Here is a 23,071-nt window from a genome sequence, read left to right on the forward strand (position 1 = left end):
GCCCTCCCTCAGGCGCGCACGGGCTCCAACTCGCGCTGGATCGCCAGTGCGAGGTCGCGGAGCAGCGCGACGTCGACACTGTCGGCAGATCGGGGCTGCTCGTCGAAGACGCACAGGGCTCCGATGCGGGTGCCGTCGGCCGCTTCGACCGGGTAGCCCGCGTAGAAGCGCATCGTGGCCTCGGTACCGGGAACTCGCTCGTCGTTCCAGGCATCAGCGACGACGAGCGCTGTCGACGATCCGATCGTGGCGCGGCAAAACGATTCTGCGATCGGCACCTCGCGAGTTCCTGCACCGGCGACGGCCTTATTCCACTGTCGGGTGTCGTCGATGACACTGAAGGCTGCACCGGCCGCACCGAACAGGGACTGCGCATGCCGCACGATGTCGTCGAATCGACTCTCGGCGGGAGAGTCCAGTAGGCGCATCTCCCAGAGGACGGCCCGGCGACGCGCCGCCGCCTGCGGCTGGTTGCGGAATCGCCTTGCCGGATTGTCGGAAGCGCTTTGCTCATCGAGCAGCGGGGCGAGGACCTCGGCGGGGGCTGCGGCCCATTCGTGGAACCACGCCGACGTCCGCCGGGCGTGCTCGCCATGCTGCGAGGCCTGTGCATCGAGCGGAGAAACGAGCCCGAGCGTCAGCGGATCGGAGTGCTCGAGGAGCTCCTCCCGCATGACCGGAGCCTCGACGAAGTGCACGGTCGACTTCTCGGCGCAGATCTCGGCGGTCAGCGTGTTCAGGCGAGCGGCACGATCGTCGCCGAGGCCGCCGAGGCTCTCCCGCAACTCCGGAACAGCCGAGGGCGGCGTGATCCCCATGACGATCACATCGGTACCCACCGAGAGCTCGCGGTCAAGAATCTCGAGGAGGCGCCGAACACCTGCCTCCCAGCGCCGCGCGGGCAGCAGCCGGAAGGCGTCGCTGATTCCGACGGTGACCACGACCGCGTCGTAGCCCCCGAGGTCGCGACCGGCAAGAGCATCGGCTGCTGATTCGATGTCGAGTCGATCGTCGGCAATTACGTCGACGTCGGCGCCGCGACCCGTGCGGGCGCTGACCGCGCGGGCGAGCTGGCCCGGAACCGCCAGCTCGTGACTCGCGACGCCGCGACCGGTCGCGACTCCGTTGCCGAAGAGCAGGATCCGATCGGGATCGGCGCCGTGCGCGTGGCCTTGCGTGGCGTCACGGGGCCGGCAGACGGCGGGTGAAGAACTGAGCATTCGGTAGCGCTGAATGCGAAGGGGTCGAGAAAAGACAGACATGTGCGGCTCCGAGCGGTGGGTTCGGCTCACCATCGCCGCGTCTGGTTGTGCCGCCCTGATCCGTTGACGGCCGCGTCGATGGTGAGTGCGTGGTTCGGACCAGACTAATTCTCTCGTCCGCATTAAGCCCCACCCAGTGCGGGGGCCAGCCCGCCTCCGCCTCAGGCCAGCGGCACCGTGGTCTCGAAGGTGCGGAAGACCGGCGGCGTGGCCATGACGTCGCCGAGTCGGTTAGCCCCCTCGGGAGACGCACGCCAAGCCACATAGGCGTTTCGCGCCTCGACGCTCGCCCACTTCTCGACGACGACCCACTTCAGCGGATCGGCGTCATCCACGAGAACCTCGAGGCTCTCGATGCCCTCACGAGCGCCGGTCTGTGCCAGCACCTCGCGGGCGATCTCGGCGGCGTCGTCTGCGTCGGGGCGGACGGTCATTTCTAAGAACACGGTGAAAGTCATGACCCCATGATGCTCTCCCCCACTGACATTGAGGGACAGCTCACAACCCGGTGCGACACCGAAGGATCCGGTGCTACACTCCAGCCATGCCGACGACACTGCACCGGTTCACCATCACCGAAACCCCCGCCATCGCCCAGGCCATCGACATCGCGGCGACGACCTGGCCCGAAATCCAGAACGACCGGGCGGCATTGCTACGCCGCATCGTCGAGTTTGGCTCGGACGAGCTGCAGAAGCACCGGGTCGACGAGATCGAGAAGCGGCGGGCACTCATTCGCGCGGGGGCTGGCTCCGCGACCGGCGCGTTTCCTCCCAACGCTCTCGAACAGCTCCGAGCCGACTGGCCCGCATGATCGTCCTCGACGCGAACCTCTTGATCGGCTACCTCGATGCCGACGACACGCACCACGATCAAGCCCTCGATCTACTCCAGGCATCCGTGGGCCGGAGTCTCTCGACGAGCACGCTCACCCTCGCCGAAGCGCTGGTGTATCCCACCCGACAGGGCACAGAAATCGCCTCGTTCGAATCGATCGTCCGTATGGGAGTCGAGCTAGTGCCCCTCGAAGCTCCCGACGCCCTCGACATTGCACGGGTCCGATCGGCCTCGCGACTCCGAATGCCCGACGCGGTCATTCTGAACCTTGCGCTGTCTCGATCGGCGGCACTGGCCACGTTCGACGCGAGCCTCGCGAGCGAGGCCCGCACCCGAGGGCTCGAGGTCATCGGGGCATGAAACCGCGGCGTCCGTCCCCTGCCGCCGCGGCAGACGTACGATAACAGCATCACCGACAGTGAGGTCGGCGATGGGGGCCCAGGCCCTATAGGGCTCAGGCCCGCTAGGGCTCCGGCCCTTTAGGGCTCAGGCCCTTTGGGGCTCCGGCCTTTTAGGGCTCCGGCCTTTCAGGTACACGGCGCAGAGAGGCGACGAAGTCCCATGGATCGAGACACAAAGCGGTTTGTCCGCGAAGCGAAGCGCGAGACACGACTGCTGATCGAGCAGTGCTCGTACATCACCCCCGACGGGCCCACAACCGTTGACGGCAGCGGGGCCGCGACCTTCGACCGCGAGACCGAGGTGATGATCCGGTCGTCGATGGGAGGGAGTGCCAATCTCGGCTTCTTCCTCCCGTACCTCTGGAAGCACAGGCACTAGCCGCACGGGCTGAAAGTCTCGCTGCAGCGCGAGATGGCCCGAACGCCCGGATCCTTGTGGGGTTCCGGTTGTTCGGGCCATCTCGTGAAGCGAGGTTGGCGAGACCTACTTCTTGGGCGTGTGCAGCTTCTGCCCGGGCACGATCAGGTCGGGGTTCGACCGGGTGGCCTTGTTCGCGCCGGCGAGCTTGATCCAGCCGCCCTTGACGTCGAGCTTCTTGGCGATCTTCGCCAGCGAGTCCCCCGACTTCACGGTGTAGACGCGCTTGCTGGCCTTGACCGCCGGGATCGACGGCGTTGCGGGTGCGGCGACAGCGGTCGAAGTGCTCGAGCTCGAGCCGCTGGTGCTCGGTGTGGTGGTGGGTGCGGCCTGGGTCGACGGCGCTGCAGGGGCGGCAGGAGCCGCGGGTGCTGCAGTAGCGGCCGGAGCCGGTGCAGCCGCAGCGGAGGAGGTGCCCGAGAGCCCCAGCTTCGCCGAGCAGGCCGGCCAGGCGCCCCAGCCCTGCGAGGCCAGGATGCGCTCGGCGACCTGAATCTGCGTGGCCTTGCTAGCTGCGGCCGGCGAACCGGTTCCGCCGTTCGCAGCCCAGGTGCTCTGCGAGAACTGCAGGCCGCCCGAGTAGCCGTTACCGGTGTTGATAGCCCAGTTTCCGCCCGACTCGCAGGACGCGAGGGCGTCCCAGGTCGAGGTGGAGGCCGCGTTTGCGGGTGCTGCGGCGATCCCGACGCCTCCGGCGGTCAGCGCGATCAGCGCAGCGGTGCCGAGGAGGGTACGGGGACGAGTGATTTTGCTCATTGCGATGAATGCTCCGTGGGAACGCCAGAGGGATCCCCGAAGGATCCGAGCCCCCGTCCATCGTGGATCGGGGTCGACTGCCCATCCCTGCCGATAGAGGTCAGGTGGCGGCGGCTGCAGGCTGGGCAGCCCGAGTGGCGTAGTGCAGCGCCGTGCATGCTCTCCGAGCCGATAATCGGCCGGAGTCGTCGTCCGCTCCGGGACGACTCGAGCCAACCTAGGCGTCAAGGTCGCGGGGAGCAAGCCGAGGCGCTGGGAATCCCCTGGGTCGTCAGTCTCAGCGAATTCCCATATCCGGAAGGACTAAAGCGCGACAGGAGGCGGTTAGGTTGCGCATGACAACAATCGGAATCATCGGAGCAGGTTTTATCGGCAGCCAGGTCGCACGAGCGGCGATCACTGCGGGGTATGACGTCGTGATCAGCAATTCTCGCGGACCGGAGACCCTCAGTGACCTCGTCGCCGAGCTCGGCCCGAAGGCCACCGCCGCCACCTCGAAAGAGGCCGGTGCAGCTGGCGACTTCGTCGTCGTCACCGTTCCCCTCAAGGCCTACGAGGCCGTTCCCGTCGAGGAGCTGGCCGGAAAAGTCGTCATCGACACGAACAACTACTACTTCGAGCGCGACGGTCACATCGCAGCTCTCGACGAGGGCAAAGACACCGTCAGCGAAATGCTGCAGCGCCACCTTCCGACCAGCCGCGTCGCCAAGGGCTTCAACCACATCAAGGCCGACGACATCACGACCGATGGCAAGCCCGCCGGCACGCCCGACCGCCGAGCACTCGCCACGTCGAGCGACTTCGACGACGCGAGCGCCCTGGTCGAGAAGCTCTACGACGAGATCGGCTTCGACACCGTCAACGTCGGCCCGCTGAAAGACAGCTGGCGTGTCGAGCGCGACCAGCCCGCCTACGTGATCGCTCAGACCAAGCAGGAGCTCATCGACAACCTGGCCAAGGCCACCCGCTAACCCCGAGCACCACCAAGGATCCGCGGAATCGCGATCGAGCCACCGTTCACGGCGGCCCGGTCGCGATTCCACTTTGGCGAGTAGCGTCGAGCGAGTCGAAGGCGTTAATCGACGTCTTCATTGGCCGGTGTTGCTTGCATCCCTGCCCGTGAAGCTTTGTGCAACAACATCGGCATCTCTAGAGGGGCACGGGAGCGGAGAAATCCGCACCCGTGCCCCTCTTCCTCTCCGGACTTCGTTCAGGCGACGCCGATTTCACGCGCCGGCAGCGCAAGGAAGTCGCTGTAGGTGAAGCCCGCTTGAGGCGACGAGACAGAAGGCTCGCCGAGAGGGGCGTCGAGGCTTGCCGGGGCAGTCATGTCTGGGGAGTGGCGGCGACGTTTGGGGTAGGCCGCGATACGAACCGGCGTAGCTTCGGGATGAGCGATGTAGAGACTCATACCGAGACAGCCCGCGCGATTCGAATACCCGGCCTCAATGAGCCGGCGGTGCCGACCGTCAAAACGGCGAATGAAACTCGTTCGTGCGTGCGATACCTGTGCCCAAGAGCATGGAGACATGACATCGTTCATCTCGATTCCGGCGGCCTGCACCACCTGAGGGAACATCTACTCGCGGGCTCTGCCGTGAATCAGGGCCCTGGCACCACCGTGAATCGGCGCCTAGTGAGCATTATTGGGCCACCCTCCGACAACGCCCAAAAAGCCCCGGGGAGACTGCGCTTTTTGACTTGCCGAGCTCACCGCAGCTCTGCTGGCGCGGATGTGAGTGCGGGTCTCCTCGCCCGGGCGAGGAGACCCGCGGCCATCCCCGAGAAGAAACCGGATCAGTGGCATCTCCCGAGCCGTGGCCTTCGCCGGTTACCAACCAGCACGCCCATGGTTGCTCCTCGAAGGCGCTCAGGAGCATGACTGCGCATTCTGTCCCTGTCGGTGCTCGTCTCTTCGATCTCAAATTCCTTCGGAATCAACACACATGCGGGCAAGGAAGCCCGGGCCGGTCTACATTTGTCGCCACTCCGGTCGAGTACCCCTCCTGGAGCGGGTTGTACCCCTTTAGGGCAACTCACGACGGGGTGGCACCGGTTCGGGTCCGTGCCACCCCGTCATCACGCTTGGGCACGCGTCAGCTTCTCTTCGCGCGAGGGCGCGCGTTTCCTAAATCGCGAATGAATAGGGCTCGATTCGCGCAGCTTCCACCGATCAGTCGCCCGGGTGCAGGCTCGTGTCTGCGGGCCCGGTCCGCCAGGACGTGAAGTGGACGGTGAGGTCATCCCGTGACGGGGCGCAGCACATCGGACCTGCTGTGACCAAAGCGTCGGGGTCGAGGGGTGCGACCCGCACGAGGCGCCAGTGCTCGTCGTCGGCCCGGGCACGGATGGTCACTGCGTCTCCGGAGCGGCTGGCGCGAATGGTGACGATGCGACCGTGCCAGCCGGGGACGGGCGAGAGCGACCAATCCGAGACGCCACGCGTGACCACGGCGCCGAGGCTGTCTTCGCCGTCGCTTCGTTCCACGCCCGCTTTGATCCAGGTACTGTCGTCGACCTTGACGAAAATGCCTGCCTGATCGAACTGTGCCGAGAAATCGAGACGGAACGACACCTCTATCGCGGTGCCCGGAGCGAACGGCTCCAGGAGGGCGTGCTCGGTGTCGTGCACGAAGCCGTACGAAGTGATGCGCCAGGCGTCGCTCTCTTCAATGGCGGTGACGTGCATCCCGTCGTCCGCGACGACGACGCGTGCGGGCGAGTTCGTCCAGGTGCCGGAGTTCCAGTCGATGTCGGTCATGACGTCAACGTAGCGGCTGTCTCGGTAGTGGACAGGGCGACAGTGGTTCACGCGTGTGCCACTTCCGGTTCACGAGCCTCGGCCACCCTTTCTCTGTGTGTCGCCGCCCCGGGTGACCGCGCTTCGAATGGAGAGAAAGCCATGCGCCCGTTCCCGATCGCTGTTCCAAGACGTCGAGCCCGAACGATGCTGGGCGTCCTGGCAGTGGCGTGCACCGCATCCTTGATCGCTCCCGTAGGAGCCTCCGCGGCGACACCGCGGACCGCGCCGCGACCAGGCGCCTACGGGTACTTCCTCGACATCTACAAGACCAACACCCCTGCAGCCACCACGCCGGAGACGAATGCCGCGATTGGGGTGCTGTCACCGTTCGGCAACTTGTGGCGTCCGGGGGCCACATGGGACAGCGGGGTCGCTGTCGACGCCGCCGGGCAACGGATCCTGGACTCGAACATCGCGCAGGCAGCAAAGATCACGCAGACCCGCACGGATGCGCAGGGGCGCGAGGCGTACCTCATCGACCGACGCAACCAGAGCTACTCGGCCATCGCCGGCTTCGGTGACCTGTCTGGCGCCGTGACGACCGCGACGAACGCGGGCACCACGATCCCCGACGAGATCCCGGCGGACGCAACGACCAAGCAGTACGTCGACCAGGGCAATGCGAACGGCTCGTGGGCTGACGTCGACTCGGAGCTCGGTGACGTCGTGCAGCTGGTGAACACACTGCGGGCTGACTACTCCTCCGCGAGCAACGCGAAGAAGTACTACCAGTACCCGCGGCCGTATCGACAGAGCGACGACGTGAAGGTCCTCCCCCAGCTCGTGCCCGAAGAATCCCCGACACCCGCCACCGACGGAGGGTTCCCCAGCGGGCACACCAACGCCGGCTACCTGGCGACGCTGGCCTTCGCGTACGCGTACCCGGAGAAGTACACCGAGCTTCTTACCAACGGCTCGGAGATCGGCAATAGCCGTATCGTCGCGGGGATGCACTCGCCGCTCGACGTCATGGGAGGACGAGTCCTGTCGACCGCGCTCGCCGCTGCGATCCTGAACGACCCGGCCAATACGGATCTCGAGCAGCAGGCACACCAGCAGGCCGAGAAGGTGCTCGCCGCCGCCACTCCGACCGCGGTCGATAAGTACGCCGACTACGCAACGGACAAGGCGAAGTACCGCAAGCGTTTGACGTACGGGTTCACGCAGTCCGGCAAGAAGACGATCCCCGCCACCGTGCCGAAGGGCGCTGAGGCGCTGCTGCGCACCCGCCTGCCGTACCTCAGCGACAAGCAGATCCGGGAAGTGCTCCGAACGACCGCACTGCCGTCGGGCTACCCGCTCCTTGACGACGCGGAAGGGTGGGGACGACTCGACCTCTTCTCGGCCGCTTCCGGCTACGGAGCATTCGACGGCGCGGTGACGGTCTCGATGGACGCCGCCAAGAAGGGCCTGAACGCCGCCGACACCTGGCGCAACAACATCGGCGGCACCGGGTCGCTGACCAAGCGGGGCACCGGCACCCTCGCACTCGCCGGCACGAACCGCTACACCGGTAGCACCACCGTCCGCGGTGGAACACTGGCCGCTGACTCCGCTGACTCGCTCGGCAAAGGTTCGGTGACGACCGTCTCCGGCACCCTCGCCGACGCAAGCACGAAGACGATTCACATCGGAGGCAACCTCACGCAGCGCTCGGACGCCACACTCTCGCTGGGCGTCGACGGGCCGAAGCCAGCCCTGCGCGTCGCCGGCACCGTCTCGCTTGGGGGGAAGCTGGTGGTGCATATCACCAAGGGCAAGGCCGTAGCGAACGACATCGCCTTGATCGCGGCCGACCGGATCGCGAAGGGAACGAGCTTCCGCTCAGTCCGCGTAATGGGCCTGCCCGCCGGGTACAAGCCCGTGTTGCACCGCCACGGCAAGGTACTTCACCTGATCAACGCCAACGCGAAGAAACACGGTCACGGCCACTGAGCCTGAAGCGGAGGGCACCGCGCGAGCCTGATCGAGACGACGCCGCACCCCGGCGGAGCCATTCGACGTGGGAGAGAAAGAGATCTGTCGGATGATGGGTCAATGAATCGGACCGATCGTCTGTACGGCATCGTGGAGGAGTTGCGGGCATTCTCGCCGCGGCCGAGAAGCGCGCGTCGTCTTGCGGAACGGTTCGAGGTATCGGTCCGCACTATTGAGCGGGACCTCTCCGCGCTGCAGCAATCGGGTCTGCCGATTTGGGCGGAGCCGGGCCGAACTGGTGGGTACGTCATCGACGCGTCAGCGACGCTCGGCCCCGCCGGGTTCACGTTGGATGAGGCCCTTGCGGTGCTGGTCGGGCTCGGGACGCTCGGTCACAGTCCGTTTCGGCAATCTGCCCACACTGCTGCCCGAAAAATGCTGGCCGTCATGCCGAAGGAGGATGCGTCACGTGCCAGGAGACTCGCTTCACGGGTGCATTTTCTGAAGAGCGAAGACGATGCGGTTGTACCAGCTGAGTTTGCGGCGGCCCTTCGCAGCGACCGTCTTGTGAGGCTTCGATACCAGGCCGCCAGCGGTGCAGAATCGACCCGAAGCGTTGAACCCTTGGGGGCGATCGAAAAGGACGGGCAGTGGTACTTTATTGCCTGGTGCCGACTTCGCGAGGGCGTACGAGCGTTTCGGGGAGACCGGATGCTCTCGGTTGAAGTGACCGACGAGCGGCCTCCGCGGCGCACCCTGCGATCCGAGGACCTTTCGATACCTTACGGACGGCTGCGGCCTGTCATGGACGACTGACCCGAGGCGCAAGACATTCGGAAACACCGACAGGACGGTGTCGCGAAGACCGGCAAAGCTGAAGCCTTCAACTCATCAACACCTCTGAAGGAACCTATGCCGTTCGCATCCATCCGCATCATCACCGACAACCTCGACGACCTCGTTGCTTTCTACGAGAGAGTCACCGGCCAACGGGCGGAGCGTCCCGCACCAGTCTTCGCGCAGTTCAGCGGCCCGGGTGTGAACCTCGCGATTGCCGGTGCCGCCACCGTCAAGATTCTCGGCGGAGCCTTGACCCCTGCGACGAACCGATCCGTGTTCATCGAGTTCGAAGTTGCGGACGTCGACGTTGACTTCGCCGCCCTCCAGCTCAAGGCCGAGGACGTGGTCCTTGAACCGACAACGATGCCGTGGGGCAACCGCTCCGCGCTGGTCCGCGACCCCGATGGAAACGTCGTCAACTTGTTCAGCAAGCCCGTCGGGCAGTGAGGGGCGCCCGGTAGCCGATCGGCTGATGAGTCGGGTTTTCAGGCTAGCCGCCGTTAGCCTCACGGATGCTGTCCGAGATTGACCTAAGCAAGCCGGAGAAGAGGTCGTAGAGCCCCTGCCAGAGTCCCGCAATGATGATTACTCCTAACGCTGCACAGATCACCGTGAAGAGGAGCATGAATCCGAGGAGGAGAAAGGGTGATCGCTGTTTCTTGGGGGCAACCACCTCACTGTTTTCGGCGCTGAACAGCTGACCCATTGGATCCTGATCTTTGCCCGCATCACGCATGGACAAATCATCAGACCTCGTCCAGCCAACAACAAGAGCTACTAGTGCCCTCGGCCGCAGCAGCAGACCTTACGCGAACAGATCGAACGGGTGCCCCACGTGCACCTCACCGGGTTCATCCTCGTTAGTGCGTACCGGGAGACGCTGCCCGAGCGTTGGGAAGCCACCGACGGCTACCGTGGCTCACTCGATGACGATAGCGAGATCGACGTGATAGCTCCGCCCGTGGTTGCCCCGGTCAAGAACCTCGTGCCCGGCACTCCGCACACCATTGACATCCCAGTGCCGCTTGACCGCATCGTTGCCCTCCGGTTTGGGTCGGTGACCAACCGGGCGTGGGTGGAGCGCGCGGGAGAACACGTCTGGCTTGTGGGTCACGAACGCACCCCGCGTTTGGACGACTTCATGACGCTGTGGGGCACCGATCCCGTCGTCCACCGGGTCTCGCTCCGTACGGACGGCCCGCTGCGCATCGAGCCGGTGGAGGACATCTTGCTCAGAGAGCTCAACAACCGCGGCGGCGAATAGCGTTGCCTCCCATGGCCGAAGGGCGATCCGGTTTCGGTCATCACGATCACCACGAGGAGCCGCTGGCTCGCCTGTGAGAATGAACTATGCCCGTCTTCTTGCGACCGTGGTTACTCCGCGATGCGCCGGCGCTCCTCGCCGCCCGCTGGTCAAGCCCCGACCTGAACACGCAGTTCACCGGAGCGGACTTCTCTGACGAAGCGCAGGCCACCGACTACATCGGCAACTTCTTACGGTTCAGTGACTCGGCGAAGAACTGGGCCGTCGTCGAGGACGGCGTCGCCGTCGGAAACGTCGGACTCTCCGCGATAGAGACGCGGCACCAAACAGCGTGGGCTTCCTACTGGCTGGCAGGAGGAGCTCGCGGCCGCGGTTACGCAGCGCAGGTTCCCGTGATCTTGTTTGGAACAGCGGTGGTTTGCGGATTGCGATTTACGAGCAATCCGCAGAGTCTGGGGAGATGACCGATCTGCTTAACAGCCTGCTGTCAACCCTGGATGAGCAGCGCCGTCGTGTCCTGCAGACACTCGATGGACTACCCGACGAAGCGATGACAGGATCCATGGTTCCCTCGGGTTGGGCACCACTTGGTGTCATCCGTCATCTGACCATCGACGTCGAACACTTCTGGTTCCAGGGGGTCGTCGCCGGTGAAGCACTCGACCTGCCCACCGACGACGATGTGTGGCACCCGACACCGTGGCCCGCCCGACAACTCGTCGTAAACGAGTACCAAGCGGCGGCCGCACGTTCCGATGACATCATCCGCGCCACACCGCTCGACGCACTCCCTCCGACGCAAGCACTGTCCGCCTACCCATGGGCCCCAGGCGGAGCCTGTTGGCGACGGTGCTGCACGTCATCACGGAGACGGCCGCGCATGCCGGCCACCTCGACATTGCACGCGAGCTCATCGATGGCCGTCAAAACCTCGTCCTCACGGAGTTCACGCGGCCTGACACCCGAGGGCTGGATCGGAGCTAAGTAGGCGCAGTACCCCGGTGGCACCAGTTCTCACCTCGTCGGGATTCGGATTCTGATCGTCGCGCCCTAATAGTCGCGACGGTTACCCTGTTCCTTCGCCAAAGCCGTTGACGACGTCCTATTCGGCGATCCCCATTCAGGACGGCAACCGTGATGCTGCGGGCTCTGCCACGCTGAGTATGTGATCGCGATCCTTTCCGCTCCGAGCAATCTCGGACTTCGCCCGCCCGAGCCCGGCAGCGCACCAGGCGCCTCTAAGGCACCCGAGGCACTTCGTGAGGCCGGGCTGATGGCGGGGCTGACGAGGGCAGGCGCACGAGACGCCGGCGTCGTGCTCGCCGGCCGTTACGTCGACGACGACCTGACCCGACCCTTTGGCGTCGTCCGCAACCAGGAGGCGATGATCGACCACTCTCGTCGCCTCGCGAGACGCATCACCGCCCTGCTCGACGCAGGCGACATCCCTCTCGTCCTCGGCGGAGACTGCAGCGTCCTTCTCGGCATCGGCCTGGCGACGTCCCCGCGAGACGGCATCGGTCTCGTCCACCTCGACGGTCACACCGACTTTCGCCACCCCGGTAACAGCCACGAATGCGCCAGCGTCGCCGGCGAGGACCTCGCGGCTGCGGTCGGACTGCACTGGTCCGCGATTGCCGACATCGACAACGCCGGCCCGTACTTCGGCCCTCAGCACACCGTGCACGTCGGCCACCGTCAAGACGACGAGGAAGCAGCAGAGGCCGCCCGCCTCCTCGGCCTCGTGGTCTCAGCCAAGGAGGCGCAGGCCAGGACACCAGAACAGCTCGCCTCAGATGTTCGCGCAGTCGCCGGCACCCGCTACTGGTTACAGGTGGACGTCGACATTCTGGACCCGAGCGTGATGCCGGCGGTCGACAGCCCCGATCCCGGCGGCCTCACCGCGGCAGAACTGACGGCCCTCCTGCATCACCTTGCACCTCACGCGATCGGAATCTCGATTACTGTTTTCGACCCCGATCTCGACCCGGCCGGCGACTACGCCAGGACTTTGACCGACATCCTCACCACGGGTCTCGATCAGCTCACCCGGAACGCTTGACCGAGCCCGCTGGACGATCGCCAAATGGGACGGTTCCGCTTCGTCGTACCCTCGGCGTCATGGAGTACGACGTCCCCTGGGTGCAGCTCATCTCGCGGACCCCTGGCCGGATCATCTACAGCGACGCCGTTCAGGTCGTGACAGTGCCTCATTCGTACTGTGACGACTTGCCCTTCCCAACGCCTCGATAGCCAATACCAAAGGAAACAGAGAGCCGGGTGCTATCAGCTATGCGACCCGTCTCGCCGCGTCGATCAGTACAGTCAGAACATGGGTGTGCGTGATTCAGCTACCGCCGTGATCCGGTCAGCAACCATCGAAGACGCGGCGAGCATCGCCCGCGTGCACGCTACCTCCTGGCGTGAAACCTATGGGCGGTTGGTAAACGACCCAGATACCAGCCCGTGGTTCGACGTCGGCAGGCGCGTCAGCATGTGGTCCTCGAACCTTGAAGACCAGACCCTCAGGACTGCGGTAGCCGTTACAGATGCCGGCGTGATCGGCTTCGCCGCGGTCCGAACCACCGTAGAAGAACCGGATGCCGTCCGACCAGAGGAGCTGAGCATGCTCTACGTGCTCGAGTGCGCGCACGGAAGCGGCACAGGACAAGCGCTACTGGATGCGGTGCTCGGTCAACGTCCAGCGTCGCTGTGGGTCGCGGCTGACAACCCGCGCGCCCACTCGTTCTACCGACGAAACGGCTTCGCTGCCGACGGCGGTACCTCGAGCTTCGGTCCGATCGGAACGACGGTCCGACTCATCCGCTGAAGGATGGCCTGTCGGACAGAATCTGGCCGGTCCTGAAGGCCGATTGTGAGTGCGCCGTAGTGCACGACGCGGAGGTGCAACACGGCGAGGGGTTCGCGACACTTCTGGTTATGGGAGTAAAGAGCACGGACGATTCGCTGTGGCAGCGGAGTCTCAACGGTGACAGCGACGCCTTCGGGTCGCTGTTCATCGAACATCGTGACCGTGTCTACCGCCATGCCTACCGATTGACGAGTGCCGTTCAAGATGCGGAAGATGTCACCGCGACGGCGTTCCTCGAGCTCTGGCGTCGCCGGGAGTCGGTCCGAACCGTCAATGGGTCGGTCCTCGCCTGGCTTCTCGTGACGGCGACGAACACCGCTCGTAACGTCACCCGGAAAACCGCGCGCCATGACCAGCTCCTTCGCACGCTCCCGCGAACTGAACCAGCGCCGGGTGCCGATCGGCAGCACGAGGACGCCAGCCTCGTCGCCTCACTGGATCCGGCCTTGCTCGCGGAAATGCGCAACCTGCCTCCCCGCGACCTCACGCTGCTCACGCTCGTGACGTACGAGGGACTGACCGTGGCCGAGGCCGCAACAGAGCTCGGGCTCACTGAGACCGGCGCCCGAACGCGGCTGCATCGCGCGCGCGTCCGCCTCAGACGCCATCCGAGTCTCAACCCCACGCTCACCGCTGCTGCTGCCAGCAACATGGAAGGGACTACCCCGTGACTCCCACGCTCGACCCGGTTTTCGCCGATGCGGTGGAAGCTGCCCTCCGCAACGAGGTAGATGCGGCCCGCGGGGTGCCTCGCCCGTGGTGGCGACGGCATCGCAAGCTCGCGATGGCACTTCCCCTTGCCGCTCTGGCTCTCGGCGGGGCATCCGCGGCCACAGCGGCCGTCCTCGGCGCACCGGGGAGTGTCGTCATCACGACGCACGGCACACCGATCATCGAAACGCATGCGGGGCCAGCAACGATCACCCTTGACTCCTTACCCCGGGGGGCTTCAACTCTGGATGTGGAGATTGGTTGCCTCAGCCGAGGCACGGTCACCGTAGTGGGGCTGACGACCATCACCTGCGACCAATCGCTCGTCGCTGCTGCCCGCACGCACGGGGCTACCGAAGGCGGCAACATGGCGGGCGGCCGGAAGCACCTCGACGTGATCGCGACACCGGGCACACAGTGGGAGATCAGGATCGCCGCCACCGACGAGAACACGGTCCCGTGGGCGACGAACTCCCATGGCCAGACCTACGGCCTCCCCAACGAGCACGGCAGGCCAGACCTCATCGCGACAACCGGTACCGACCCTCAAGGTAATTCGATCACCGGCTACACGCGTCGTGGAGACACACCGCAAGCAGCCCCCTCGCCATCCGCGGGAGCTCCGTCACCCTCGTCAACGACGTCAGACATTCCCCTGTACGCCGTAGACGGGACGACACGGATTGGAACAGCCCACACAGCCGGGTAGAGCTAGTACCCAATAGGCGATTCTTCGCCCAATGACGAGTCTGCTCACTTAACTGGTTCGGCGTTTGGTAGCACCAGTCATTCGACGAGGTCTTCCCAGACAAACGTGGTCGTCTGACCTGTCTCCCAATCACGGCGGATAATCGCGTAGGCGACTGCTGCAAGCGGCTCCGCCCCTTCCACCGGCCACCCCTCGCGGTAGTGTGCCTCCTTCACCCAGCCTTCCCGAAGGAACGTCTTCCGCATTGGAACATTGTCCTCACGCGTCTGACCCTCAAACCTGCGCACGTCCGGCATCGTAGAGAAGACATAATCCGCAGCGGCCCGAAGTGTCAGAGCCGCAAGGCCTCGACCGCGGAAGGCCCCGTCCAAACGCAAGTCGAAGATCGGAACGGGCTCGGTGAGGTCTTCGAGGCGAAGGAATCCAATCCGGCCGAGCTCTGCGTGGTCGACCCAGAACGAGTCGTTGTCCTCGTCACGGTACTTCCCATCAGCGATCGCCTTCTCGACGGCCTCCCGCGTCAAGCGGGACAGAACATGAAACGGGAACTCGTTACTCGTCATGAAATCTACGAGCGCCTCACGGTCGGTGACGAACGGATCGAGGCGAGTAAGAGCAATAGACATGTCTTCACCGTAGAGGCCGCGCCCGCGGCCCGCAGTTCGTGCCAACGCTCCCTGACAACCCGGTGCCGAGTCCGCTGACACGGGCGTCCGCTCCTAACGCATCCGGCACTTCCGGGCTACCTGAGAGAAACGGCAGTGACGTGACCTCCAGCGGATCCTCGAAAACGACGCCGACGGCGGTCGACGAAGACGATTACAGCAGCGACTAAAGCGGCCAGGACAGCTCCCACCGTGTTCATGAACCAGTCGTTCGTGTCGCACGCCCTTCCCAGGTTAGGCAGCAGCGACTGGATCAGCTCCAGTACCGCGGAGAAAGCCGACGCTGCCAACACAACCCTCGCGGGTCGCTTCATCAGGACTGCTAAAAAAAGAGTCGATGGAAATAAGAGTGCGACGTTGGCGAGAGTATCGATTCCCTGGAAGGGGATCGATAACTGAACCGTGCAGAAGGTCCCGTTACCACCGTCTCCCGACGGCGTCATCGTCAGGGCCAAGACCCCCGCAAGACTGATCACCGAAAGCGCCACGAGAGCCCGCCGCGCCTGGAAGCGATGGCCAAGCCAACCAAAAACTGACAGAAGGGCCAGAGCAAGCCAGAAAAGCACACGAACCGCTGACGCATGGTTGACGAGAAATGTGGTTATCACTGAAGAATCTTCGCATCGTCGAGCCTCCCAAAAGAGGCACCCAGCTAGTGACTCCATCCCATAAGCGAGGGGCTGCCGGACAACTTTTTCACTCCGTATCCACACCGCGAATGACGAGAGCTCGGTGAGCAAAATCGTCGTTTCCCGTCCGATGCGCTCGCTTTGATGTTTGTGCACCGCACCGCGCGTCGCAGGAAGCGGTGAATAAGTTCGAGCCGATCTGTCAACTCGCGATTAGAGCGATGACCAGCGACACAAACACAAGACACGACGTCAACACGGTTGCAACGATCGTCGTCGTACGTGACCGGTCCGGCGCACGCGTGCGCCACCAGGCCGTCACTGTGCAAGCCACTGCAACCACGGCCAACGGTACGACGACATAGAAGCCACCGATCCGGGTGATCTCCCTGAACAGGTGCCCGTGACCGGCCTCCCCCTGGCTGGCGGCATACATGAGCCCGCTGCCCAGCAGCGCGGCCACCCCCAGCACCGCGCCGATCAATGCTGCCGTGAGCCCCGTCGCGGCGACGACGATGCCTGATACTGCCCATGCAGAGCCGCGGCGTCGAGTCGACAAAGCCGACTGCTCACCCCATGCCGGGACCCGGCTCTTGTTCCCCCACGCCTGCATGACGCAACACTGCCATACCTCGAGCTCCCGACGGATAGGTTCCTGTCAGGGCCACCCGACGCCAAACTTTAGCGGTGCAGGGGATGCCAATGTAAAGACCGAGTATCCCTGGCGCGTGTGGCTGGGTTACTTGCGCACTCGCGCTCGCGGAGACGAGCCAGACCCACGATAGCGACGCGTGTTTCCCGCCAGTTCGTTGTCAAATAAGGCGGCTACTGAGAAAGCTCGCGATCCAAGCGATCGAGGAGCGCTTCGAGAGAGACTTCGAATTCTTCGTCACTCCGGTCTTCACTCAGCAGCTCACGGAGGCGCTGGACTTCTGGTGCGACGTCGAGCGAGACATTCCCGTCGCCTTCCGGGATTGCAGCACCTCCCTCATCCAAGGGCTCTTCCGCGGGCCCAGCCTCAGCTCCTTTGACTACAGACTGCAAAAGGAGCTGGCCGAGGAGAAAGCTGCTGAACGCCCTATAGGCATCGACGGCTTGGGCGTCGGTGAAGCCGTTTTCAATCAAGGCCGAGAGAAACGTGTTGACCACTTTCACGCTCCGGAGGGGTGGCCGGAGCCACGGTGCCGCTGGGTGACGGGTTGCAACGAGTGGGAACGCCTTGGGATGCTCCGTCGCGATGCGACGCACCGCGTGAGCAACTGTTTGAAGGAACGCCTGCCAATGATCTCCTTCAGCCTCATCGAGCTGAGACGTGAGGTCGCTCATCAGCGAGGCGACGATCCCTTCGAGCAGATCTTCCTTGCCATGAACGTACCGGTAGAGGGACATCGCTTCGACGCCGAGCTCCTGCGCGAGAGACCGCATCGATAGCCCTTGCACACCCAGACGGTCAACCTGCCCGAGTGCGGTATCGACAATCAGGTCGCGACTGAGTTTCGCGGAGGCCGCGGCGATCCCGTTGGGCTTCTTCGAATTGTTCACGGCTAGTTCCCTCAGCAGATCTGCGGATTTTCGCTGACAACAGGGCTGGAGCCGCGGTCGCACCCGACCGCACAACACTAACTCGACTTACACTGTAAGGTCGCGGAAGGCTTACACCGTAAGTCCGCGACGGCCTCCCTCTACGAGGAGACCGGCACAGCGAAAGGAACAGTTCCGTGACTTACTGCAAGGGCGGCCTCTGGAGGGCCCTCGCCGGCAAGTGCTTAGAAGACGTATGTGGTGTTCGTGCCTCGAGGAGTCTGTTCGCCACCACAGTCGAGGATCTCTGAGATGCCCGTCACTGAGACACACTTCCTCCTGGAAGACGTCGATGACCCCGTCCTCGCCCGCCGAGCCGGCGATGGTGACGTACGCGCCTTCGCAACGCTCGTCCGCCGACACGAACCAGTCGTCAGGGTGTATGCCCGCCGCATTCTCGGATCCTCAACTGACGTCGACGACGTCGCCCAAGAAACGTTTCTCACCGCGTGGCAGCAGTTGCCGGGCCTGCAAGAAACGTCTCGGATCCGCGGCTGGCTTCTCACCATCGCGTCGCGGAAGGCCATAGATCGGGTTCGAGCGAGACGCGATCATGCAGCCATCGACGACCATGACCAGCTGACCCGCCCGGAGGACGGCCCGGAATCTTCCGCCGAATCGGCAGGTCGGCAACAGGCCATCGGTGTGGCTCTCGCCACCCTGCCGGCGGAGCAGAGACAGTGCTGGGTGCTCAAGGAGTTGGGTGGCTACAGTTACGACGACATTGCCACGGAGATGGGTCTGCCTCTGAGCACGGTGCGGGGACTGCTTTCTCGGGCCCGCAAAAATATGATTCGCGAAATGGAGGCCTGGCGATGAACACCATCCCCGACCCGGCCCCAGACGCCCCCGTAAAGCACCTCCTCGAAGGCGATGTCCCGGCCTCCGCTGCTCTCACCCTCGAACCCGAGGATCTCGACGGATACACCATTGACGACCTCGCTGACTACCTCGAGGCGGGCATGACCCCCCAGGACCCGGTGATCGACACGTCGCCCTCCTGCCAAATTGCCCTCGCCGCCCTCATCCGTCTTAAGTCACTCACTGCCACCTATCTCATGGATGAGGCGGCGCTCGAGGAGCCGCGAAAAGACTCGTGGCTTGTGGCCCTCCTCCAAAACATCTCCATGGACTCTCGCACTGGGCGGCAAATCCCCTATCGCAGTGTCACTCGCCAGACAGAACTCGTGATCACAGAGGGCGCCGTCCGTGGACTGATCCGCGCCGGGGGCGACATGGTGCATGGGATTCTCGTCGGACGAAGTGCCCTCGTGGGCGACGTCACCGTGATCGACGAGCCGATCGCCGTCGAAGTCGACGCGACCATCGTGTGGCGGAACAGCATCCCCGACGCCGCCGAGCGACTCCGGGACGCCATTCAAGACACGTTGGCACGAAACACCGACCTGACCATCCGGGCGATCACAGTGACGATCAGCGACGTGCATACTGCCCCCGAGGGCAACGGATAATGGCCACGACCGAGATCGACCTCGCTGCAACGTTGACCACCCTGGTGGAATCGACACCCGGTGTCACCGGCCTGTATCTGCCCACCCGCGTCATCCCGGGCAGAGACACGGGGCGTCGCGTTCTCACCGGCCTCCACCTTCCCGTACCCGCGGCTCACGTCGTTGTCGATGAGGCACGACAGGCGGTCTCTGCGTCCATTGGAATCGATATGTCTGCGCCGGCGTCAGCTATCGGCGAAGCCGTTTGCGCCCGGATTCGAAGGCAACTCGCGCTCACAGGCCACGACATGAGCATCAAGGTCACCATCGCCTACACCACTGGCTAACGTCCAATCCGACCGGGCCGCAGAAAAATGTTGAAGCAACTGTGTGACGAATAGCCATCTCGTCTCGTTTCCTTAGTAGCTGCCCCTCATTCGAGGGCCACCACGTACTCGGGGCAGTGGCATTTTCAGGACGCCGACACGGCGTCGCGAACATCACAGACTTCAGGAGACCGTCATGTCGAACACCACCCCCACCCCCAACGCCGTAATTCCCCCGACCGCGTCGAAAGCCGTCTCCACGTCGAGCACCATCGAGTCCGGCACGACCAACATCAACGACGCCGTCGTCTCCAAGGTCGCTGGCATTGCAGCCCGCGAGGTCCGCGGCGTCCACGCACTCGGCGGCGGTGCCGGGCGTGCCATCGGTGCACTCCGGGACCGTGTTGGACAGACCAACCTCGCCCAGGGCATCAGCGTCGAGGTCGGCGAGACGCAGGTCGCCGTCGATGTGACCCTGACCGCTGAGTACCCCGTCGCCCTCCAGGATCTGGCCGACAACGTCCGCAACGCGGTCGCCGACGCGGTCGAGAACATCGTCGGCATGGAGGTCGCCGAGATCAACGTGACTATCGCCGACGTCTTTGTCCCCTCGGACGATGACGACGACGAGTCCGACAGCCGCGTCAAGTGACCCCCACCGTCAGTGGGATCGCCATCGCCGCCGCTCTCGTCCTCACCTGGATGACCCTCGGCTTCGGCGCGTTCATCCTTCTTGTTCTCGCGATGGCCGTCGGCGCGATTATCGGTCGCATTGTGGCCGGAGACATCGAGTTCTCGGCACTTTTGGACGTCTTCAGGGGAAAGCGCTCTTCCTCATGACGATGACCGAAACGATCCGCACCACCGGTCAAAACGAGTGGGCGAAACCGCCGGGGCGCACCAAGATCGCACCCCGTGCATTGGACCGGGTCGTTTCGGCCGTCACTGCCGACGCCCTCGGCGTCGAATCGCACAAGGTATCGGTCAACCTCGACGACGACGACGGGTGCCTCTCTCTCACCGTGTCGACTCCCATCCGGGTCCCTTCGCTCCTCCAGATCGAGGACGAACCCGGCGTCGTCGACCAGCAGGGCGGGCCGCTCCTCGGCCGTGCCAAGACGGCCCAGGAACAGATCCGCACCCGTGTGCAGGATCTAACCGGTAGCCAGGTCACTCGAGTAATCATCAAAATCACCGGGGTCACTATTCAGGTAAATAGGCGCGTCCGATGAGTACGAAATCCACGTATTCGCGCATCGCGCGCCGGGAAACCCACTCGCCCCGGGCGGTCCTCGCGATCCTCCTGGCCGTGATCCTGATCCTCGTGGCCGTCTCGGCGATGATCGAGATCATCCTCTCAATCTCAGACCAGAAGCCGCTACTCGTCACACCCGGCAACGCAGCCAACGCGCTCGTCAGGGCGAACACGCTTCCCCTCTGGATCCTTGTCACAGCGGGCATCGTCCTCGCCCTCATCGGGTTGTGGCTGATCATCGTGTCGTTCGCCTCCGGACGGCGACCGCGACACCTGATTCAGACGGACCGAGCGGTGACGGTGATCGATAACGAGGTCATCGCGTCCGCTCTCGCGCGCCATGCGTCGTATGCGGCGAACACGGACCCGGACAACACTCGGGTCAGCGTCACCCACCACCATGCTGTCGTCGAGATGACCCCGATCACCGGACGGACCGTCGACGAGGGCCGAATCAAGGACGCCGTCGACGCACAGCTCGCCACATACGACGTCACCCCGAAGCTCACCTCAAAGATCGAAATTCGGAAGACCGGGAAGGTCGGCGCATGAACACAACCAACCGCGGCGCCAACCGGCTTCTCCTCTTCATCGTCGGCCTCGTCGTTCTGATCCTGGCTGCCACGGCGGTCCTTCTCGGTCTTCTGCCGAGCTTCGCCTCATCGTGGAAGTCGACGGCACCTGCCGTGTCGAAGAATGTCTCCACCATTTTCTCGGCCGTGCCCCTTTTCTCGACCGGGTCGAGCTGGCTCGACCTCGCCGTGGTTGCAGTCCTGCTGATTATCGTGATTCTTCTGGTGCGTTTCATCGTCAGGCAGGGCAACGGCCACACGACCGAGCTGTTCCACGACGTCACCACCGAACACGGGTCCACGATCATCAAAGCCGGCGTCGCCAAGGAAGTACTCCAAGAGGCTCTGAAACGGCGAGACGACCTGGTGTCGTCCTCGGTCAGCTCCTTTGATGTCAAGGGCACGAACGTACTAAAGATCAGTGCGACGGCTCGCCGAGGCGTCTCGCCCAAGGTCATCTCAGACACCATCCAGTCGAACCTCAAAGCCCTCGACCAACTGCTCGGATTCGAAGTGCCTGCACTAATTCAGATTTCGGGTGGTTTTCGCGCCCGCACCGCCAAAAAGACCCGCCTCCAGTAGAAGACGAGAACCGGATGATCCGCCTCCTGAAGTACCTCCCCGTCGTTGTCTCGATCGTGGGCATCCTCCGGAACAGCCGAAAAGGCGCCGCCGGCCAAACCGGTAAGACCCGTAATGGACGCCGGTCCACGTTCCGGAAGTAGCTCGACGGCATCAACTGCCTCCGACGGGAGGAGCATCGCCGGCAGCACGGCGATTCATTGCCAGCCACAGGGGTCTTTTCTAGCCCTTTATCGCCCGAACGGTGTCGCTAAAAGAGACCCCTCGGCGTGCCTGCACCACATCACACCCGACACCACCTCGACCGGACGGAACTCCTAGGTTCTGTCCACAATCCGCAAAGGAACGATCATCGTGATCAGCACCGACGAAATCAACACCCTGCTCTCCGGCAACGGCAACGTCGTCTCCCAGGACGGCAAGAAGATCGGCAGCATCGGCCAGATCTTCACCGACGACCGCACCGGTGAACCCGAGTGGGTCACCGCCTCCACCGGCCTCTTCGGCTCCGGCGAATCCTTCGTCCCCCTCAGCCAGGCGACCGTGACCGGCAACGACGTCCAGGTCCCCTACACCAAGGACCAGGTCAAGGATGCCCCGCACTCCGACGACAAAGACGGCTACCTGACCGTCGAGCAGGAGTCCGCTCTCTACGCCCACTACGGCCTCGAGGACACCACCACCGATCAGGCCGACCTCTACGGCAACCCTCCCGTCTACGACCAGGACGCCCCTACCGGCCCCGCTGTGACAGGCGAGTACGCAGAAACCGAAACGGGACGCCCTACCGAAGGTCACGACACGTCGGGCGCGAACACGGACGATGCGATGACGCGTTCCGAGGAGCAGCTCCACGTCGGCACTCGCCAGACCGAAGCCGGCAAGGCGCGACTTCGCAAGTACATCGTCACCGAGCAAGAGACCCGCACCGTCCCCGTCTCTCACGACGAGGTGACCATCACCCGCGAGCCCATCACCGAGGCCAACCGCGGCGACGCACTCTCCGGTGGGGACCTCACGGAGGAAGAACACGAGGTCGTCCTCCACGAAGACAAGGTCGTCGTCGACAAGGAAGCCGTCCCCGTCGAGCGAATCAAGCTCGGTACCGAAGAAGTCACTGAGCAGCAGACAGTCACCGAGGACGTCCGCAAAGAACAGATCGAGTTCGAGGACGACACCCACACGACCGGCGACGTCAACACCGACCGCGCGTAAGCGCG

Annotated in this window: 32 protein-coding genes and 1 pseudogene; 24 read left to right on the forward strand and 9 right to left on the reverse strand. The window is 64.2% G+C overall.

The genetic code is table 11. The features are described from left to right. Positions 1 to 8: 8 nt before the first annotated feature. Together ITJ49_RS03765 and ITJ49_RS03770 are read right to left on the reverse strand one after the other, a co-directional pair. Positions 9 to 1,262, reverse strand: a complete 1,254-nt coding sequence (locus ITJ49_RS03765; RefSeq protein ID WP_194601591.1) for an SGNH/GDSL hydrolase family protein — start codon at positions 1,260 to 1,262, stop codon at positions 9 to 11. A gap of 161 nt (positions 1,263 to 1,423) precedes the next feature. Continuing rightward, a complete protein-coding gene (locus ITJ49_RS03770) occupies positions 1,424 to 1,720 on the reverse strand; it encodes a putative quinol monooxygenase (protein WP_194601593.1) in 297 nt (98 codons plus the stop codon). Positions 1,721 to 1,806: 86 nt separating this feature from the next. On the opposite strand from ITJ49_RS03770, the gene ITJ49_RS03775 reads away from it, so the two are divergent. The 3 genes from ITJ49_RS03775 (at position 1,807) to ITJ49_RS03785 (ending at position 2,879) form a co-directional block, all read left to right on the forward strand. Continuing rightward, positions 1,807 to 2,076 (forward strand): hypothetical protein, encoded by a 270-nt coding sequence (locus tag ITJ49_RS03775; protein WP_194601596.1) that lies wholly within the window; start codon positions 1,807 to 1,809, stop codon positions 2,074 to 2,076. Continuing rightward, positions 2,073 to 2,459, forward strand: a complete 387-nt coding sequence (locus ITJ49_RS03780; protein ID WP_194601599.1) for a type II toxin-antitoxin system VapC family toxin — start codon at positions 2,073 to 2,075, stop codon at positions 2,457 to 2,459. Before ITJ49_RS03775 ends, ITJ49_RS03780 begins: the two co-directional genes overlap by 4 nt. A 201-nt stretch (positions 2,460 to 2,660) precedes the next feature. Beyond that, positions 2,661 to 2,879, forward strand: coding sequence for a hypothetical protein (locus ITJ49_RS03785; RefSeq protein ID WP_194601601.1), 219 nt, complete (start codon positions 2,661 to 2,663; stop codon positions 2,877 to 2,879). A gap of 105 nt (positions 2,880 to 2,984) precedes the next feature. Here the strand turns inward: ITJ49_RS03785 and ITJ49_RS03790 are convergent, their stop codons facing one another. Beyond that, positions 2,985 to 3,674, reverse strand: coding sequence for a transglycosylase family protein (locus ITJ49_RS03790; protein WP_194601605.1), 690 nt, complete (start codon positions 3,672 to 3,674; stop codon positions 2,985 to 2,987). A 290-nt stretch (positions 3,675 to 3,964) separates the two neighbouring features. Between ITJ49_RS03790 and ITJ49_RS03795 the strand changes: the two genes are divergently transcribed. Further along, positions 3,965 to 4,645 (forward strand): NADPH-dependent F420 reductase, encoded by a 681-nt coding sequence (locus ITJ49_RS03795; protein WP_370544392.1) that lies wholly within the window; start codon positions 3,965 to 3,967, stop codon positions 4,643 to 4,645. 1,202 nt (positions 4,646 to 5,847) lie between these two features. Here ITJ49_RS03795 and ITJ49_RS03800 read toward each other — a convergent pair. Next, the gene (locus ITJ49_RS03800) at positions 5,848 to 6,435 is read right to left on the reverse strand and encodes a DUF1349 domain-containing protein (protein ID WP_194601611.1); all 588 of its coding nucleotides are present in this window, start codon (positions 6,433 to 6,435) and stop codon (positions 5,848 to 5,850) included. Positions 6,436 to 6,576: 141 nt separating this feature from the next. Between ITJ49_RS03800 and ITJ49_RS17965 the strand changes: the two genes are divergently transcribed. From ITJ49_RS17965 to ITJ49_RS03815, 3 genes are all read left to right on the forward strand, one after another. Beyond that, a complete protein-coding gene (locus tag ITJ49_RS17965; RefSeq protein WP_305038611.1) occupies positions 6,577 to 8,412 on the forward strand; it encodes a phosphatase PAP2 family protein in 1,836 nt (611 codons plus the stop codon). A gap of 102 nt (positions 8,413 to 8,514) precedes the next feature. Beyond that, on the forward strand, positions 8,515 to 9,210 hold the full coding sequence (locus ITJ49_RS03810) for a YafY family protein (protein WP_194601614.1): 696 nt from the start codon (positions 8,515 to 8,517) through the stop codon (positions 9,208 to 9,210). Positions 9,211 to 9,306: 96 nt separating this feature from the next. Continuing rightward, complete coding sequence (locus ITJ49_RS03815; RefSeq protein WP_194601616.1) at positions 9,307 to 9,681, forward strand: VOC family protein; 375 nt, start codon at positions 9,307 to 9,309, stop codon at positions 9,679 to 9,681. A gap of 43 nt (positions 9,682 to 9,724) precedes the next feature. Here ITJ49_RS03815 and ITJ49_RS03820 read toward each other — a convergent pair whose 3' ends face one another. Further along, positions 9,725 to 9,970, reverse strand: coding sequence for a hypothetical protein (locus ITJ49_RS03820; RefSeq protein WP_194601618.1), 246 nt, complete (start codon positions 9,968 to 9,970; stop codon positions 9,725 to 9,727). Positions 9,971 to 10,069: 99 nt separating this feature from the next. Here ITJ49_RS03820 and ITJ49_RS03825 point away from each other — a divergent pair, with 99 nt between their 5' ends. From ITJ49_RS03825 to ITJ49_RS03855, 8 genes and pseudogenes are all read left to right on the forward strand, one after another. Beyond that, a complete protein-coding gene (locus ITJ49_RS03825; RefSeq protein WP_194601620.1) occupies positions 10,070 to 10,498 on the forward strand; it encodes a hypothetical protein in 429 nt (142 codons plus the stop codon). An 86-nt stretch (positions 10,499 to 10,584) separates the two neighbouring features. Next, entirely contained in the window at positions 10,585 to 10,962 is a 378-nt protein-coding gene (locus ITJ49_RS03830; RefSeq protein ID WP_194601622.1) for a GNAT family N-acetyltransferase, read from the forward strand. Next, positions 10,959 to 11,276 (forward strand): annotated as a pseudogene (locus ITJ49_RS18060) (DUF664 domain-containing protein); the annotation flags it as partial. The gene ITJ49_RS03830 and the pseudogene ITJ49_RS18060, both read left to right, overlap by 4 nt. 41 nt (positions 11,277 to 11,317) lie before the next feature. Beyond that, positions 11,318 to 11,482 (forward strand): DUF664 domain-containing protein, encoded by a 165-nt coding sequence (locus ITJ49_RS18065; RefSeq protein WP_370544393.1) that lies wholly within the window; start codon positions 11,318 to 11,320, stop codon positions 11,480 to 11,482. 181 nt (positions 11,483 to 11,663) lie between these two features. Beyond that, on the forward strand, positions 11,664 to 12,560 hold the full coding sequence (locus ITJ49_RS03840) for an arginase family protein (protein WP_194601624.1): 897 nt from the start codon (positions 11,664 to 11,666) through the stop codon (positions 12,558 to 12,560). Between the two features lie 270 nt (positions 12,561 to 12,830). Beyond that, a complete protein-coding gene (locus ITJ49_RS03845; RefSeq protein ID WP_194601626.1) occupies positions 12,831 to 13,328 on the forward strand; it encodes a GNAT family N-acetyltransferase in 498 nt (165 codons plus the stop codon). Positions 13,329 to 13,438: 110 nt separating this feature from the next. Next, entirely contained in the window at positions 13,439 to 14,041 is a 603-nt protein-coding gene (locus ITJ49_RS03850) for an RNA polymerase sigma factor (protein WP_194601628.1), read from the forward strand. After that, positions 14,038 to 14,790 carry a hypothetical protein gene (locus ITJ49_RS03855; protein WP_194601630.1) on the forward strand — a complete coding sequence of 251 codons (753 nt, stop codon included), beginning with the start codon at positions 14,038 to 14,040 and terminating at the stop codon, positions 14,788 to 14,790. The genes ITJ49_RS03850 and ITJ49_RS03855 overlap by 4 nt, the downstream gene beginning before the upstream one ends. A gap of 77 nt (positions 14,791 to 14,867) precedes the next feature. On the opposite strand, the gene ITJ49_RS03860 is transcribed toward ITJ49_RS03855, so the two are convergent. The 4 genes from ITJ49_RS03860 to ITJ49_RS03875 all read right to left on the reverse strand — a co-directional run bounded on the left by ITJ49_RS03860 (position 14,868) and on the right by ITJ49_RS03875 (position 17,626). Next, positions 14,868 to 15,416 (reverse strand): GNAT family N-acetyltransferase, encoded by a 549-nt coding sequence (locus tag ITJ49_RS03860; protein WP_194601632.1) that lies wholly within the window; start codon positions 15,414 to 15,416, stop codon positions 14,868 to 14,870. 116 nt (positions 15,417 to 15,532) lie between these two features. After that, a complete protein-coding gene (locus tag ITJ49_RS03865) occupies positions 15,533 to 16,063 on the reverse strand; it encodes a VanZ family protein (protein ID WP_194601633.1) in 531 nt (176 codons plus the stop codon). Between the two features lie 223 nt (positions 16,064 to 16,286). Beyond that, positions 16,287 to 16,643, reverse strand: a complete 357-nt coding sequence (locus ITJ49_RS03870; RefSeq protein ID WP_194601636.1) for a hypothetical protein — start codon at positions 16,641 to 16,643, stop codon at positions 16,287 to 16,289. Between the two features lie 266 nt (positions 16,644 to 16,909). Next, positions 16,910 to 17,626, reverse strand: a complete 717-nt coding sequence (locus tag ITJ49_RS03875; protein WP_370544359.1) for a TetR/AcrR family transcriptional regulator C-terminal domain-containing protein — start codon at positions 17,624 to 17,626, stop codon at positions 16,910 to 16,912. 291 nt (positions 17,627 to 17,917) lie between these two features. Between ITJ49_RS03875 and ITJ49_RS03880 the strand changes: the two genes are divergently transcribed. The 9 genes from ITJ49_RS03880 to ITJ49_RS03920 all read left to right on the forward strand — a co-directional run bounded on the left by ITJ49_RS03880 (position 17,918) and on the right by ITJ49_RS03920 (position 23,066). Continuing rightward, complete coding sequence (locus tag ITJ49_RS03880) at positions 17,918 to 18,484, forward strand: RNA polymerase sigma factor (protein ID WP_194601641.1); 567 nt, start codon at positions 17,918 to 17,920, stop codon at positions 18,482 to 18,484. Further along, on the forward strand, positions 18,481 to 19,137 hold the full coding sequence (locus ITJ49_RS03885; RefSeq protein WP_194601644.1) for an Asp23/Gls24 family envelope stress response protein: 657 nt from the start codon (positions 18,481 to 18,483) through the stop codon (positions 19,135 to 19,137). Before ITJ49_RS03880 ends, ITJ49_RS03885 begins: the two co-directional genes overlap by 4 nt. Then, on the forward strand, positions 19,137 to 19,463 hold the full coding sequence (locus ITJ49_RS03890) for a hypothetical protein (RefSeq protein WP_194601648.1): 327 nt from the start codon (positions 19,137 to 19,139) through the stop codon (positions 19,461 to 19,463). Before ITJ49_RS03885 ends, ITJ49_RS03890 begins: the two co-directional genes overlap by 1 nt. Before the next feature lie 175 nt (positions 19,464 to 19,638). After that, a complete protein-coding gene (locus ITJ49_RS03895) occupies positions 19,639 to 20,094 on the forward strand; it encodes an Asp23/Gls24 family envelope stress response protein (RefSeq protein ID WP_194601651.1) in 456 nt (151 codons plus the stop codon). Then, a complete protein-coding gene (locus ITJ49_RS03900; protein ID WP_194601654.1) occupies positions 20,091 to 20,282 on the forward strand; it encodes a hypothetical protein in 192 nt (63 codons plus the stop codon). Before ITJ49_RS03895 ends, ITJ49_RS03900 begins: the two co-directional genes overlap by 4 nt. Continuing rightward, the gene (locus tag ITJ49_RS03905; RefSeq protein ID WP_194601657.1) at positions 20,279 to 20,674 is read left to right on the forward strand and encodes a hypothetical protein; all 396 of its coding nucleotides are present in this window, start codon (positions 20,279 to 20,281) and stop codon (positions 20,672 to 20,674) included. Before ITJ49_RS03900 ends, ITJ49_RS03905 begins: the two co-directional genes overlap by 4 nt. Then, the gene (locus ITJ49_RS03910; RefSeq protein ID WP_194601661.1) at positions 20,671 to 21,249 is read left to right on the forward strand and encodes a hypothetical protein; all 579 of its coding nucleotides are present in this window, start codon (positions 20,671 to 20,673) and stop codon (positions 21,247 to 21,249) included. Before ITJ49_RS03905 ends, ITJ49_RS03910 begins: the two co-directional genes overlap by 4 nt. Next, complete coding sequence (locus tag ITJ49_RS03915) at positions 21,246 to 21,851, forward strand: hypothetical protein (protein ID WP_194601666.1); 606 nt, start codon at positions 21,246 to 21,248, stop codon at positions 21,849 to 21,851. The genes ITJ49_RS03910 and ITJ49_RS03915 overlap by 4 nt, the downstream gene beginning before the upstream one ends. A gap of 354 nt (positions 21,852 to 22,205) precedes the next feature. Beyond that, positions 22,206 to 23,066 carry a PRC and DUF2382 domain-containing protein gene (locus ITJ49_RS03920; protein WP_194601669.1) on the forward strand — a complete coding sequence of 287 codons (861 nt, stop codon included), beginning with the start codon at positions 22,206 to 22,208 and terminating at the stop codon, positions 23,064 to 23,066. Positions 23,067 to 23,071 lie beyond the last annotated feature (5 nt).

It is taken from the genome of Frondihabitans sp. VKM Ac-2883, from assembly GCF_015350875.1.
GTDB lineage: Bacteria > Actinomycetota > Actinomycetes > Actinomycetales > Microbacteriaceae > Frondihabitans.

Bases quoted from the DNA above. Each gene is read 5' to 3' on its own strand.
- ITJ49_RS03765 (WP_194601591.1), bottom strand. From the start codon at position 1,262: ATGTCTGTCTTTTCTCGACCCCTTCGCATTCAGCGCTACCGAATGCTC.
- ITJ49_RS03770 (WP_194601593.1), bottom strand. From the start codon at position 1,720: ATGACTTTCACCGTGTTCTTAGAAATGACCGTCCGCCCCGACGCAGAC.
- ITJ49_RS03775 (WP_194601596.1), top strand. From the start codon at position 1,807: ATGCCGACGACACTGCACCGGTTCACCATCACCGAAACCCCCGCCATC.
- ITJ49_RS03780 (WP_194601599.1), top strand. From the start codon at position 2,073: ATGATCGTCCTCGACGCGAACCTCTTGATCGGCTACCTCGATGCCGAC.
- ITJ49_RS03785 (WP_194601601.1), top strand. From the start codon at position 2,661: ATGGATCGAGACACAAAGCGGTTTGTCCGCGAAGCGAAGCGCGAGACA.
- ITJ49_RS03790 (WP_194601605.1), bottom strand. From the start codon at position 3,674: ATGAGCAAAATCACTCGTCCCCGTACCCTCCTCGGCACCGCTGCGCTG.
- ITJ49_RS03800 (WP_194601611.1), bottom strand. From the start codon at position 6,435: ATGACCGACATCGACTGGAACTCCGGCACCTGGACGAACTCGCCCGCA.
- ITJ49_RS17965 (WP_305038611.1), top strand. From the start codon at position 6,577: ATGCGCCCGTTCCCGATCGCTGTTCCAAGACGTCGAGCCCGAACGATG.
- ITJ49_RS03810 (WP_194601614.1), top strand. From the start codon at position 8,515: ATGAATCGGACCGATCGTCTGTACGGCATCGTGGAGGAGTTGCGGGCA.
- ITJ49_RS03815 (WP_194601616.1), top strand. From the start codon at position 9,307: ATGCCGTTCGCATCCATCCGCATCATCACCGACAACCTCGACGACCTC.
- ITJ49_RS03820 (WP_194601618.1), bottom strand. From the start codon at position 9,970: ATGCGTGATGCGGGCAAAGATCAGGATCCAATGGGTCAGCTGTTCAGC.
- ITJ49_RS03830 (WP_194601622.1), top strand. From the start codon at position 10,585: ATGCCCGTCTTCTTGCGACCGTGGTTACTCCGCGATGCGCCGGCGCTC.
- ITJ49_RS18065 (WP_370544393.1), top strand. From the start codon at position 11,318: ATGGGCCCCAGGCGGAGCCTGTTGGCGACGGTGCTGCACGTCATCACG.
- ITJ49_RS03845 (WP_194601626.1), top strand. From the start codon at position 12,831: ATGGGTGTGCGTGATTCAGCTACCGCCGTGATCCGGTCAGCAACCATC.
- ITJ49_RS03850 (WP_194601628.1), top strand. From the start codon at position 13,439: ATGGGAGTAAAGAGCACGGACGATTCGCTGTGGCAGCGGAGTCTCAAC.
- ITJ49_RS03860 (WP_194601632.1), bottom strand. From the start codon at position 15,416: ATGTCTATTGCTCTTACTCGCCTCGATCCGTTCGTCACCGACCGTGAG.
- ITJ49_RS03880 (WP_194601641.1), top strand. From the start codon at position 17,918: ATGCCCGTCACTGAGACACACTTCCTCCTGGAAGACGTCGATGACCCC.
- ITJ49_RS03885 (WP_194601644.1), top strand. From the start codon at position 18,481: ATGAACACCATCCCCGACCCGGCCCCAGACGCCCCCGTAAAGCACCTC.
- ITJ49_RS03890 (WP_194601648.1), top strand. From the start codon at position 19,137: ATGGCCACGACCGAGATCGACCTCGCTGCAACGTTGACCACCCTGGTG.
- ITJ49_RS03895 (WP_194601651.1), top strand. From the start codon at position 19,639: ATGTCGAACACCACCCCCACCCCCAACGCCGTAATTCCCCCGACCGCG.
- ITJ49_RS03905 (WP_194601657.1), top strand. From the start codon at position 20,279: ATGACGATGACCGAAACGATCCGCACCACCGGTCAAAACGAGTGGGCG.
- ITJ49_RS03910 (WP_194601661.1), top strand. From the start codon at position 20,671: ATGAGTACGAAATCCACGTATTCGCGCATCGCGCGCCGGGAAACCCAC.
- ITJ49_RS03915 (WP_194601666.1), top strand. From the start codon at position 21,246: ATGAACACAACCAACCGCGGCGCCAACCGGCTTCTCCTCTTCATCGTC.